Origin of the sequence: Agromyces sp. NBRC 114283, assembly GCF_030268405.1 — a bacterium.
In the GTDB taxonomy this organism is placed as follows: Bacteria; Actinomycetota; Actinomycetes; order Actinomycetales; family Microbacteriaceae; genus Agromyces; species Agromyces mediolanus.
The window spans coordinates 1,784,980-1,797,739 of record NZ_BSQP01000001.1 but is presented as its reverse complement, the minus strand read 5'-3'; the positions used below and the strand labels follow the sequence as shown (position 1 = coordinate 1,797,739).

Sequence of the window (12,760 nt, the reverse complement as noted above, 5' to 3'; positions counted from 1 at the left end):
TGAATGTTCCTCAGTTTAGACCCGCGCAGCGCCGAATGGCAGGGGCGGATGCCCCGGACGCGTCGCGCCCGGGACATCCGCCCCGCAGCTCAGCTCCGCGTCAGGCGAACGCCTCCACCGGCGGGCACGCGCAGACCAGGTTGCGGTCGCCGAACGCCTGGTCGATGCGGCGCACCGGCGCCCAGTACTTGCTGCGCACGAGCGAGCGCACCGGGTAGACCGCCTGCTCGCGGGAGTAGGGGTGCGCCCACTCCCCCGCGATGACGGACTCGGCCGTGTGCGGCGCGTTCCGCAGCGGGTTGTCGTCGGCGGGCCACTCGCCCCGTCCGACGGCGTCCGCCTCCGCCTTGATGCTCACCATCGCCTCCACGAAGCGCTCGAGCTCCGCGAGGTCCTCCGACTCCGTCGGCTCGACCATGAGCGTGCCTGCGACCGGGAACGACATCGTCGGGGCGTGGAAGCCGTAGTCGATCAGCCGCTTCGCGACGTCGTCGACCGTCACGCCCGTCTCGGCCGTGAGGGGCCGCAGATCGAGGATGCACTCGTGCGCCACGAGCCCGTGCTCGCCCGTGTAGAGCACCGGGAAGTGCTCGCGGAGCCGCGCGGCGACGTAGTTCGCGGCGAGCACCGCGGCCGCCGTGGCGTCCTGCAGCCCCTGCGCGCCCATCATCCGCACGTACGCCCACGAGATCGGCAGAATCGACGGGCTGCCGTACGGCGCCGCCGACACCGGGCCGCCTTGGTGCACGAAGCCGCCGGCGTGGTCGGGGCGCTGGGCGAGCGGGTGCCCGGGCAGGTACGGCGCGAGGTGCGCCTTGGCCGCGACGGGCCCGACGCCGGGGCCGCCGCCGCCGTGCGGGATGCAGAAGGTCTTGTGCAGGTTCAGGTGCGAGACGTCGCCACCGAAGTCGCCGAAGCGCGCGTAGCCGAGCAGCGCGTTGAGGTTCGCGCCGTCGACGTAGACCTGACCGCCGGCGTCGTGCACCGCCTGGGTGATCTCCTTCACCTCGTGCTCGTACACGCCGTGCGTCGAGGGGTAGGTGATCATGAGCGCCGCGATGGACGCCGCGTGCTCGGCGATCTTCGCCCGCAGGTCGTCGAGGTCGACGTTGCCGAGCTCGTCGGTCGCGACGACGACGACGCGCATGCCCGCGAGCACCGCGGACGCGGCGTTCGTGCCGTGCGCGCTCGAGGGGATGAGGCAGACGTCGCGCTCGTGCTCGCCGTTCGCGTCGTGGTAGCCGCGGATCGCGAGGAGGCCGGCGAGCTCGCCCTGGCTGCCGGCGTTCGGCTGCAGCGAGACGGTGTCGTAGCCCGTGACCTCGGCGAGCCAGCTCTCGAGCTGCTCGATGAGCCCGAGGCTGCCGACGACGTCGGCCTCCGGCGCGAAGGGGTGCAGGTTCGCGAAGGCCGGCCAGGTGACGGCCTGCATCTCGGTCGCGGCGTTCAGCTTCATCGTGCACGAGCCGAGCGGGATCATGCCGCGGTCGAGCGCGTAGTCGCGGTCGGCGAGGGTCTTCAGGTAGCGCATCATCTGCGTCTCGGACTGGTGCGTGTTGAAGACCGGGTGCGTGAGGTAGCCGCTCGTGCGGGCGAGGCCCGCCGGGAGCCCGGCCGGCAGGGCGCGCACGTCGACCGGCACGACGGTCTCCTCGGGGAGGCCGAAGGCCCGGGCTGCGAGCGCGAGCTCCGCCTCCGTAGTCGTCTCGTCGACCGCGACGTGCACGGTCGCCTCGTCGGTCTCCCAGAGGTGCACGCCGAGCTCGCGGGCGCGGGCGACGACGTTCTTGGCGAGGCCGGGCACGTGCACCTCGATCGCGTCGAAGTAGGCGTCGCTCGCGAGCGTGAGCCCGTAGCCGGTCAGCACCTCGGCGAGCGCGGCCGCCTTCTGCGCGGTCGAGACCGCGATGTGCCGGATACCGGCGGGGCCGTGGTAGACCGCGTACATCGACGCCATCACGGCGAGCAGCACCTGGGCGGTGCAGATGTTCGACGTCGCCTTCTCGCGGCGGATGTGCTGCTCGCGCGCCTGCAGGCTGAGCCGGTAGGCGGGCGCGCCCGAGGCATCCACGGAGACCCCGACGAGCCGGCCCGGCATCTGGCGCTCGAGGCCCTTGCGGACGGCCATGTAGCCGGCGTGCGGTCCGCCGAAGCCCATCGGGACGCCGAAGCGCTGCGAGGTGCCGACGGCGACGTCGGCGCCGAGCTCGCCGGGGCTCGTGAGCACGGCGAGGGCGAGCAGATCTGCGGCGGCGACGGCAAGGCCGCCCTGCGCCTTCGTGGCGGCGAGCACGGCCGACGGGTCCCAGACCCGGCCCGAGGCGCCGGGGTACTGCACGAAGACGCCGAAGTGCTCGCCGAGCGCGGCGACGTCGCTCGTTTCGGCCAGCGGGACTTCGACGAGCTCGATGCCGAGCACCGTCGATCGCGAGGCGAGCAGCGCCTTGGTCTGCGGGAGGGCGTCGGCGTCGACGACGAAGCGGTTCGACGGCGACTTCGATGCGCGCCGGGCGAGGAGCATGGCCTCGACGACCGCGGTGCCCTCGTCGAGCATGGAGGCGTTGGCGATGTCGAGCCCGGTCAGGTCTTCGACCATCGTCTGGAAGTTGATGAGCGCCTCGAGCCGGCCTTGGCTGATCTCGGGCTGGTACGGCGTGTACGCCGTGTACCAGCTCGGGTTCTCGAGCACGTTGCGCTGGATCACGGCCGGCGTGATCGTGCCCGAGTAGCCGAGCCCGATCATCGAGGTGCGCACCGTGTTCTGCGCGGCGAGCGCCGCGAGCTCGGCGAGCGCCTCGCGCTCGGTCGCCGCGGCCGGGATGGCGGAGTTCAGCACCTCGCCCATGCGGATCGAGGCCGGCACGGCGGCCGACATCAGCTCGTCGAGCGAGTCGTAGCCGAGCTCGGCGAGCATACGCTGCTGGTCGTCGGCGGTGGTGCCGATGTGGCGGCGCCCGAAGGCGTCGAGGTCGAACGTCGAGGTGGTGCTCATCGGGCGCTGGGGTCCTTACTCGCCGACGAAGGCGCGGTACTCGGCGTGGGTCATGAGCGTCGGCAGCTCGGGCGCGGAGAGCTTGATGAGCCAGCCCTCGCCGAACGGGTCGCTGTTGACGAGCTCCGGGGAGTCGATGACGGCCTGGTTCGCCTCCACGACCTCGCCGTCGATCGGGGCGAAGAGCTCGCCGACCGACTTGGTCGACTCGATCTCGCCGACGACGGTGCCCGCGCTGACGGCGGTGCCCGCCGCGGGCAGGTCGACGTAGACGACGTCGCCGAGCTTCTCGGCGGCGTAGTCGGTGATGCCGATGACGACGGTGTCGCCGTCGACCTTCACCCACTCGTGCTCTTCGGTGTACTGCAGTGCGGTGACGTCGGTCATGATGGGGCTCCTCGGTGGTGGGGTCGGTGGATGGCTCGTCGTGTCGCCTGCGGCCGGCTCGCCCGTGCTCGGGCGGGAGGCCGGCTCAGGAGGCGCGTCGGTAGAAGGGGAGGGCGACGACGGTCGCCGGGATGCGGGTGCCGCGGACGTCGACGAAGAGGGCGGTGCCGGGCTCGGCGAGCTCGGGCGCCACGAAGGCCATCGCGACGGGGTGGCCCAGGGTGGGCGAGAGCGCCCCGCTCGTGATCTCGCCGACGCGTCGGGCCTCGGCGGACTCGCCGTCGTAGACCTCGTAGCCGGCGCGGGGGGCTCGCCGGCCGTCGGCGGTGAGGCCGACGAGCACGGCAGCGTCCTCGGCCGGGCCGCGCTCGGCCGCCGCCCGGCCGATGAACTCGGCCTCCTTGGCGAAGGAGACGACGCGACCGAGACCGGCCTGGGCGGGCAGGATGCCTCGGCCGAGCTCGTGCCCGTAGAGCGGCATGCCCGCCTCGAGGCGCAGCGTGTCGCGGCTCGCGAGGCCGCACGGCACGACGCGGGGCCCGCCGGTCTCGGCGAGCGCCTCCCACAGCTTCGGCGCCAGCTCGGGCGCGAGGTAGAGCTCGAAGCCGTCCTCGCCGGTGTAACCGGTGCGGGCGACGAGCACGGGCTCACCCTCGAACGTGGCCGGGAAGGAGCGGTAGTACTTCAGCTCGGTGATGGCCCGGTCGAAGTCCTCCTGGTCGTTGCCGGGCCCTTCGACGCCGAGTCCGGGCGTCTCGAGGAGCACGGCGAGCGCGTCGGGGCCCTGCAGGGCGATGAGGGCGATGTCGTCGCTCTCGTCGGAGACGAAGGTCTCGAAGCCCTCGGCGCGGGCGATCAGCTCGGCGGCGACGACGTCGCGGTTCGCGGCGTTGGCGACGACGAGGAAGCGGTCCTCCCCCGTGCGGTAGACGACGAGGTCGTCGATGATGCCGCCGTCCTCGGCGAGCAGCAGCGAGTACTTCGCCTGGCCCACGGCGATCGCCGAGAGATTGCCGGCGAGGGCGTGGTCGAGCGCCTCGGCGGAGCCCGGCCCGATCAGGGAGATCTCGGCCATGTGCGAGAGGTCGAAGAGGCCCGCGTGCTCGCGCACCGCGTGGTGCTCGGCGAGGTCGCTGGAGTACCGCACCGGCATCTGCCAGCCGGCGAAGTCCGTGAAGGAGGCGCCCGCGGCGCGGTGCACGGCGTCGAGCGGGCTGCGGCGCTCTTCGGGGGTGGTTCCGGAATCGGACACGAGTTCTCCTCGATCGTCGAGACGCGCGGCGGATGCCGCGTGAGAACTCCCCCTCTGTCATGAGCCTGAGAGTTTCGCGCGGGATATGCGCTTTCACCGTGGGCGGCCCGAAACGGGCACTTTTCAGAGCGGCCTCGTCATCGCGGTGTCGTGTACCTGAGAGATTGGCGGGGAGGCTTGCTCCTTCGGTGCCCCCGACGATGACTGCCGGTGGCTCTCCCGCGACGCGTCGATGGCCCGGTATGCGGTTGTGCGCCCGATCCTACCGCACAGGCCCCGGCTCCCGGGGGCGGGACTCGGCGCACACGGATTCGCCTTCGAGTCATCCTGACTGTAAGCTGCGGTCAATGGCCTTCGAGTCATCCTGACTCGAAGACGGAATCGCCGGAGGGAGCCGCGATGCCCACGACTCCGCCGAGCACCGCGCGCCTCGCCGTCTCCACCGTCATCTTCGCGCTCCGCGCCGACCGCGCCGGCGGCCCGCCCGCGCTCTGGACCCCGCTCGTGCGCCGCACCCGCGAGCCCCAGCGCGGCCATTGGGCCCTGCCGGGCGGCTGGCTGCCGCCGAACGAGGAGCTCGAGACCGCCGCCGCCCGCACCCTGCGGGCCACGACCGGCCTCGCGCCGAGCTACCTCGAGCAGCTCTACACCTTCGGCGGCGTCGACCGCTCCCCCGGCGAGCGCGTTGTCTCCGTCGTCTACTGGGCGCTGCTGCCGAGCGACGAGGCCGCCCGCGCCACCATCGGCCCGAACGTGCGCTGGGTGCCGGCCGACACGCTGCCCGCGCTCGCCTTCGACCACGCCGAGATCATCGCCTACGCGCTCTGGCGACTGCGCACGAAGGTCGAGTACTCGGAGATCGCGCACGCGCTGCTCGGCCGTACCTTCACGCTCGCCGAATTGCGCGAGGTGTACGAGGCGGTGCTGCGCCGCCCGCTCGACCCGGCGAACTTCCGCCGCACCATGCTCGCCTCGGGCGGCCTGCAGGAGACCGGCGAGCACCGCGCCGGCACTCCGCACCGCCCGCCGAAGCTGTACCGCTACGACCCGGCCGGCCCCGCGCCGGGCATCCGGGAACCGTTCCGAGACGCCGAGAGGACCGCGTCATGAGCCCCACCTCCCTCGACACCCGCCGCGCGGCATCCGTCGACCGCAGCATCCGCCTCATCGCGAGCGGCGCGAGCGGCGGCGAGAGCTGCGCACCCGAACTCGCCGACGGCCCCTGGACCTTCGACGCCGGCCCCGCCTCCTACGGGCCCGGCGCATCGATGGGCGACGTCATCCCCACCGGCTCGCCCCGGCAGGGCGCGCTGCCGGAGGCGTACCGGCTCGCGAGCGACGAGGAGCTGCACGAGCGCATCCGCCGCGCCAAGCAGACCCTCGGCGAGCGCGTCGTCGTCCTCGGCCACTTCTATCAGCGCGACGAGGTGGTGCAGCACGCGGACTTCGTCGGCGACTCCTTCCAGCTCGCGAACGCCGCGCTGACCCGGCCCGATGCCGAGGCGATCGTCTTCTGCGGCGTGCACTTCATGGCCGAGACCGCCGACCTCCTGTCGCGCCCCGAGCAGGCGGTCATCCTGCCGAACCTCGCGGCCGGCTGCTCGATGGCCGACATGGCCGACGAGGCGAGCGTCGAGGCGTGCTGGGAGCAGCTCGCCACCGTCTACGGCGATCTCGACACCCCCGACGCCGACGGGCTCCTGCCCGTGGTGCCGGTGACCTACATGAACTCCTCGGCCGCGCTCAAGGGCTTCGTCGGACGCCACGGCGGCATCGTCTGCACCTCCTCGAACGCCCGCACCGTGCTCGAGCAGGCCTTCGAGCGCGGCCGGCGGGTGCTCTTCTTCCCCGACCAGCACCTCGGCCGCAACACCGCGAAGGCGATGGGCGTGCCGCTCGACGCGATGCCGATGTGGAACCCGCGGCAGCCGCTGGGCGGCAACGACGCGGCGGCGCTCGGCGACGCCCGCGTGATCCTCTGGCACGGCTTCTGCTCGGTGCACCGCCGCTTCACCGTCGAGCAGGTGGAGCAGGCGCGTCGCGAGCACCCCGGCGTGCGGGTCATCGTGCACCCCGAGTCGCCGATGCCCGTCGTCGACGCCGCCGATGCGGCGGGCTCGACGGACTTCATCGTGAAGGCGATCCAGGCCGCCCCGGCGGGCACCACCTTCGCGATCGGCACCGAGATCAACCTCGTGCAGCGGCTCGCCGCCGAGCACCCCGAGCACACCATCTTCTGTCTCGACCCGGTGGTCTGCCCGTGCTCGACGATGTACCGCATCCACCCCGGCTACCTCGCCTGGGTGCTCGAGGAGCTCGTCGAGGGCCGCGTCGTGAACCGCATCCAGGTGCCCGACGCCGTCGCCACCGACGCGAAGGTCGCGCTCGAGCGGATGCTGCGAGCCCTGCCGAGCGGGGCGCCCGTGAGCGGCGCGGCGCCGTCGGCGGCGCCGAGCGCGCCTCCCGCCGCGGCTCGGAGCTGACCGTGCCGAGCGTGCTCGTCGTCGGCGGCGGCATCGCGGGCCTGTGGACCGCGGTGCGTGCAGCCGAGGCCGGCTGCGCCGTCGAGCTGGTGACGAAGACCGAGCTCGCCGAGGGCAGCACCCGGTACGCGCAGGGCGGCATCGCGGCGGCCCTCTTCCCCGACGACTCCGCCGAGCGGCACTACGCCGACACGATCGCCGCGGGCGCCGGGCTCGCCGACCCCGAGGTGGTGCGCGTGCTCTGCGAGGAGGGGCCGGCCCGGGTGCGCGACCTCATCCGCTTCGGCGTGGGCTTCGACCGCGACGAGTCCGGGCTGGAGCGCGGGCTCGAGGCGGCGCACTCCCGTGCGCGCATCGTGCACGCCGGCGGCGACGCGACCGGCGCGGCGATCGAGGCCGCCCTGGTCGCGACCGTGCGACGGCGCGCGGTCGCGGTGCACGAGCGCACGATGCTGCTCGACCTCCTCGTGGAGGGCGGGGTCGTCGTCGGGGCCGTCCTGCTCGACGCCGACGGGGCCATCGTCGAACGCCGGGCCGATCGCGTCGTGCTCGCCACAGGCGGGGCGGGGCAGCTCTACCTGCACACCACGAACCCCGCCGTCGCGACGGGCGACGGGGTCGCCGCGGCCGCCCGCGCCGGGGCCGAGGTGGCCGACCTGGAGTTCGTGCAGTTCCATCCCACCGCGCTCGCGGTTCCGGGCACCCCGCTCATCTCCGAGGCGGTGCGCGGCGAGGGCGCGGTGCTGCGGGACGCCTCGGGGCGACGTTTCCTCGCCGAGGCGCACCCGCTCGCCGAGCTCGCCCCGCGCGATGTCGTCGCCCGCGCCGTGTGGCGCACGATGGCCGAGCAGGGCGGGGCTCCCGCGCTGCTCGACGCGACGGCGCTCGGCGAGGACGCGCTCGCCCGCCGCTTCCCGGGGCTCGACCGCATCGTCCGCGACGCCGGCTTCGACTGGTCGCGCGAGCCGATCCCGGTGACGCCCGCCGCGCACTACGCGATGGGCGGGATCGTCGTGGACCTCGACGCCCGCACCACTCTGCCGAACCTCTTCGCCGTGGGCGAGTGCGCCCGCACCGGCGTGCACGGCGCCAACCGGCTCGCCTCGAACTCGCTGCTCGAGGCCGCCGTGTTCGCCGAGCGCGCCGCGCGCGCCCTCGTCGCCACCCCCTCCTCCCCCGCCCCCGACTCCGTCTCCGACTCCGTCTCCGACTCCGACTTGCCCGACTTTCATGAAAGTCGGGCAAGTCGGAGCCCCAGTACCGAGTTGCCCGACTTTCATAAAAGTCGGGCACGTCGAGGTGCGGGGCGGGCGGTGGACCGGGAGGCGCTCCGCACGCTCATGTGGGACGCCGCCGGACTCGAGCGCTCGGCCGCCGGACTCGAGGCGGCGGCATCCGTCCTCGCGAGCTGGCGCGCGTCCGAGGTGCGCGACCGAGCGAGCGCCGAGGACCGCAACCTGCTCGAGCTCGCGCGCCGCACCGTCGCCGCGGCGCTCGACCGGCGCGAGAGCGTCGGCGCGCATTGCCGCACCGACGACCCAGCCGCCCAGATCCCGCCCGCCCCGTACGAGGAGGCCGCCTGATGACCACCGACCGCGAGCTCGACCGGCTCGTCTCCGCCGCCCTCGACGAGGACGCCCCCTGGGGCGACCTGACCTCGGAGACCCTCATCCCGGTGGACGCCGTCGCCGACGCCGCGCTCGTCGCCCGCGAGCCGGGCGTGCTCAGCGGATCCGACGCGTTCCGGGCCGCGTTCCGGCTCGTCGACCCGGCGATCGACGTCGAGTTCCTCGTGCACGACGGCGAGCGCTTCGAGGCCGGGCAGACGCTCGCCACCGTGCGCGGCACCGCGCGCGGAGTGCTCACCGCCGAGCGCGTGGGCCTCAACCTGCTGCAGCGGATGAGCGGGATCGCCACCCTGACCGCGGAGTACGTCGCCGCGGTCGCCGGCACGCGCGCCCGCATCGTCGACACCCGGAAGACCACGCCCGGGCTGCGCAGCCTCGAACGACGGGCGGTGCGCGACGGCGGCGGACGCAACCACCGCCGCTCGCTGTCCGATGCCGTGATGGCGAAGGACAACCACCTCGCGGTCCTCACGGCGGGCGGGCTCGACCTCGCCACGGCGCTGCGCGGGGCGCGCGAGCGGCTCGGCCACACCGTGCACTTCGAGGTCGAGGTGGACCGCCTCGACCAGCTCGACGCCATGCTCGACGGCGGCGCCGACACGATCATGCTCGACAACTTCTCGCTCGACGAGCTCGCGGCGGGCGTCGAGCGGATCGCCGGCCGCGCGATCGTCGAGGCCTCGGGCGGGGTGACCCTCGACACCGTCGCCGCGATCGCCGCGACCGGGGTCGACGTGATCTCGGTCGGCGCCCTCACCCACTCGGTCCGCTCCCTCGATCTCGGGCTCGACCTCGACGTGCGCGCGGAGGGCGGACCGGCCACGTGATCTACCTCGACCATGCCGCCACAGGGCCGGTGCGCCGCGAGGCGCTCGAGGCGATGTGGCCGTACCTGACGGGCGCCTTCGGGAACCCCTCCAGCAGCCACGGGCTCGGTGAGCAGGCGGCCGCGGCGCTCGAGTGGGCGCGGGAGCGGGTGGCGGCCGCGACCGGCGCCCGACCGGGCGAGGTCGTCTTCACGAGCGGCGGCACCGAGGCCGACAACCTCGCGGTGAAAGGGCCGGCGCTCGCCGCGCCGCGCGGGCGGCACCTCGTCGTCTCGGCCATCGAGCACGAGGCGGTGCTCGAGTCCGCCCGGTTCTTGGAGCGCGCGCACGGCTTCACCCTCGACCTCGTGCCGGTGGATGCCTCGGGCCTCGTGCATCCGGAGGCGCTCGCCGCGGTGCTGCGGCCGGACACGACGCTCGTCTCGATCCAGCTCGCGAACAACGAGGTCGGCACCGTGCAGCCGCTGGCCGCGCTCGCCGCCCTCGCCCGCGAGCGCGGGGCCGTCGTGCACAGCGACGCCGTGCAGGCCGCCGGCCGACTGCCGCTCGATCTCGACGCCCTCGGCGCGGACGCGCTCAGCCTCGCGGGGCACAAGGTCGGGGCGCCGAAGGGCGTCGGGGCGCTCGTCGTGCGCGGGCGGGTGCCGCTCGAGCCGGTGCTGCACGGCGGCGGTCAGGAGCGCGGCCGCCGCTCCGGCACCGAGAACGTGGCCGGCGCCGTGGCCCTCGCGACGGCGCTCGAACTCGCCGAACGGGAGCGCGAGGAGCGCGCCGCTCGCACGGACGAACTCGGTCGGCGGCTCGTCGCCCGCGTCCTCGCCGAGATCCCCGAGTCGCGCCTCACTGGCCACCCCACCGAGCGGCTCGCCTCGACCGCGTCGTTCCTCTTCCCCGGAGCGAGCGGCGAAGCGGTGCTGCTCGAACTCGAGCGCGACGGCGTGATCTCCTCGAGCGGATCCGCGTGCGCGGTCGGCCGCACGGAGCCCTCGCACGTGCTCACGGCGATGGGGGTGCCGGCGGAGCTTGCGGGCACGGCGGTGCGCTTCACCCTCGGCGCGGCGACCACCGCGGAGGAGATCGAGACGACGGTCCTCGCGGCGAGCCGTGCGGTCGCCGCGGTGCGCCGGCTCGGGCGCCGCGACTGAGCGACGAGCGACGCCTCGCGATCCGGCGCCGGGGCGGAGCACCGATGCGGATGTCGGTGGCCCGCGCTATCTTGGAGTCATGAGCGATGCAACTCCCACCCCTTCCGATGACGAGCGCGAGCGCCGCATCGAAGACGAGCTCGCTCCCGAAGAGCAGCTGCTGAAGGGCTGGCTCCCCGAGCCGAGCCCGACCGACGGGCCCGCACCCGCTCCGTAATCCGCCGCGATTCCCCGCGTTTCGTATTCGTTCCTATCGATCGGTCGATCTGGGAATAGCGCCTGAACCAGGGCGGGTTGCACTCTGCACCGACGCACCACTCTCAGGCGCTCGTCCGCGCCGCCCTTCTCGATGGGAACCTCCTTCACCGAACGCGCCGTTTCCGACCTCGACTCCGTTCAGCCCGCCCCGTCCGCCGGCCGGGCGGACTCCGCCTCGACCGCTGCCGCCGCCGACGCGGCCCTCGCCGACTCGCCCGCCGCCGCCGCGGAGGACGCGGCCATCCGCGCCGCCCAGCCCGAGCACGGCGCCCGCGACACCAAGGTCATCTGGCTGCTGCTCGGCGCCACCTTCGTCGTCTTCCTCAACGAGACGATCATGGGCGTCGCCATCCCGCACCTCGTCGACGACCTGCACATCTCGCTGTCGGCCGCGCAGTGGCTGACCACGGCGTTCATGCTCACGATGGCCGTCGTCATTCCGATCACGGGCTTCCTGCTGCAGCGCTTCCCGACCCGCTCGATGTTCATCACGGCCATGTCGTTGTTCTCGGCGGGCACGCTCATCGCCGCGACGGCGCCCGGCTTCGAGGTGCTCCTCGGCGGCCGGATCGTGCAGGCCACCGGCACCGCGATCATGATGCCGCTGCTCATGACGACGCTCATGACCGTCGTCGCGCCGAGCGACCGCGGCCGCTTCATGGGCCGCGTCTCGATCGTGATGTCGGTCGCGCCCGCCATCGGGCCGACCATCTCCGGTCTGGTGCTGAACTTCCTCTCCTGGCGGTTCATGTTCTGGTTCGTGCTGCCGATCGCCCTCGTCATGCTCGTGATCGGCTTCCGCAAGGTCGAGAACGTCAGCGAGACCCGGGTGCTCCCGCTCGACGTGTTCTCCGTGGTGCTCTCGGCCTTCGGCTTCGGCGGCCTCGTCTACGGCCTGAGCATCCTCGGCGGCGTCGTCACCGGCAAGACGCCCGGCGACACCGTGCCGCTGTGGGTCGCGCTCGGCGTCGGCGCCGTCGCGCTCGGGGCGTTCATCTGGCGTCAGCTGCGCCTGCAGCGCCGCGACCGGGCGCTCCTCGACCTCCGCACCTTCCACTCGCGCAACTTCGCGGTGTCGATCGCGCTCATGGTCGTCATGATGGCGGCGCTGTTCGGCACGATCATCCTGCTGCCGATCTACCTGCAGAACGTGCTGCACCTCGAGCCGCTCGCCACCGGGCTGCTGCTCCTGCCCGGCGGACTCGTCATGGGCCTGCTCGGGCCGACGGTCGGGCGTCTCTACGACCGCGTGGGCCCGACCCCGCTCCTCGTGCCGGGCAGCATCGTCGTCAGCGGCGTGCTGTGGTCGCTCACGATGGTCAGCGAGCAGACCCCGTGGTGGCTGATGCTCGTCGCGCACGTCGTGCTCTCCGCCGCCCTGGCCTTCATGTTCACGCCGCTGTTCACCTCGGCGCTCGGCTCGATCGAGCCGCGGTTCTACTCGCACGGCTCGGCGATCGTGGGCACGGTGCAGCAGGTGGCGGGCGCCGCGGGCACGGCCCTGTTCATCACGGTGATGACGGCGCAGTCGGCCGCGGTCGCCGCGACCGGCGCCGCCCTCGAGACCTCGGAGGCGGCCGGCATCCGCGCCGCGTTCCTCGTCGGCGCGATCATCTCCGTCGCGGCCGTCGTGGGCACCTTCTTCGTCCGCAAGCCCGCCGACATGGGCGAGGGCGCGCCGATCGGCCACTGAGTCGCGCGCTCACGAGCGCCGCACGAACCGCGACGGCCTCGGCACCGCAGGGTGCCGAGGCCGTCGCCGTGCGCGCTCCACCGTCCGGTCGCGGG

Annotated in this window: 10 protein-coding genes and 1 riboswitch; of the genes, 7 read left to right on the top strand and 3 right to left on the bottom strand. The window is 73.4% G+C overall.

Going from position 1 to position 12,760, the window contains the following annotated elements:
* Positions 1-100: 100 nt before the first annotated feature.
* From gcvP to gcvT, 3 genes are all read right to left on the bottom strand, one after another.
* Entirely contained in the window at positions 101-2,992 is a 2,892-nt protein-coding gene (gene gcvP, locus QSJ60_RS08705; protein WP_285463336.1) for an aminomethyl-transferring glycine dehydrogenase, read from the bottom strand.
* A gap of 15 nt (positions 2,993-3,007) precedes the next feature.
* On the bottom strand, positions 3,008-3,379 hold the full coding sequence (gene gcvH / locus QSJ60_RS08700) for a glycine cleavage system protein GcvH (RefSeq protein ID WP_189084555.1): 372 nt from the start codon (positions 3,377-3,379) through the stop codon (positions 3,008-3,010).
* Positions 3,380-3,464: 85 nt separating this feature from the next.
* The gene (gcvT, locus tag QSJ60_RS08695) at positions 3,465-4,631 is read right to left on the bottom strand and encodes a glycine cleavage system aminomethyltransferase GcvT (RefSeq protein ID WP_285463335.1); all 1,167 of its coding nucleotides are present in this window, start codon (positions 4,629-4,631) and stop codon (positions 3,465-3,467) included.
* Positions 4,632-4,764: 133 nt separating this feature from the next.
* Positions 4,765-4,863: riboswitch (glycine riboswitch) on the bottom strand.
* 167 nt (positions 4,864-5,030) lie between these two features.
* Between gcvT and QSJ60_RS08690 the strand changes: the two genes are divergently transcribed.
* From QSJ60_RS08690 to QSJ60_RS08660, 7 genes are all read left to right on the top strand, one after another.
* Positions 5,031-5,741, top strand: a complete 711-nt coding sequence (locus QSJ60_RS08690) for an NUDIX hydrolase (RefSeq protein ID WP_285463334.1) — start codon at positions 5,031-5,033, stop codon at positions 5,739-5,741.
* Entirely contained in the window at positions 5,738-7,114 is a 1,377-nt protein-coding gene (gene nadA, locus QSJ60_RS08685) for a quinolinate synthase NadA (protein ID WP_285463333.1), read from the top strand. The genes QSJ60_RS08690 and nadA overlap by 4 nt, the downstream gene beginning before the upstream one ends.
* 2 nt (positions 7,115-7,116) lie before the next feature.
* On the top strand, positions 7,117-8,697 hold the full coding sequence (nadB, locus tag QSJ60_RS08680) for an L-aspartate oxidase (RefSeq protein WP_285463332.1): 1,581 nt from the start codon (positions 7,117-7,119) through the stop codon (positions 8,695-8,697).
* The gene (gene nadC / locus QSJ60_RS08675) at positions 8,697-9,569 is read left to right on the top strand and encodes a carboxylating nicotinate-nucleotide diphosphorylase (RefSeq protein ID WP_285463331.1); all 873 of its coding nucleotides are present in this window, start codon (positions 8,697-8,699) and stop codon (positions 9,567-9,569) included. Before nadB ends, nadC begins: the two co-directional genes overlap by 1 nt.
* Positions 9,566-10,714, top strand: a complete 1,149-nt coding sequence (locus QSJ60_RS08670; RefSeq protein WP_285463330.1) for a cysteine desulfurase family protein — start codon at positions 9,566-9,568, stop codon at positions 10,712-10,714. The genes nadC and QSJ60_RS08670 overlap by 4 nt, the downstream gene beginning before the upstream one ends.
* Positions 10,715-10,793: 79 nt before the next feature.
* The gene (locus tag QSJ60_RS08665) at positions 10,794-10,931 is read left to right on the top strand and encodes a hypothetical protein (RefSeq protein ID WP_189084548.1); all 138 of its coding nucleotides are present in this window, start codon (positions 10,794-10,796) and stop codon (positions 10,929-10,931) included.
* Between the two features lie 132 nt (positions 10,932-11,063).
* A complete protein-coding gene (locus QSJ60_RS08660; protein WP_285463329.1) occupies positions 11,064-12,665 on the top strand; it encodes a DHA2 family efflux MFS transporter permease subunit in 1,602 nt (533 codons plus the stop codon).
* The last annotated feature ends 95 nt before the right edge of the window (positions 12,666-12,760 follow it).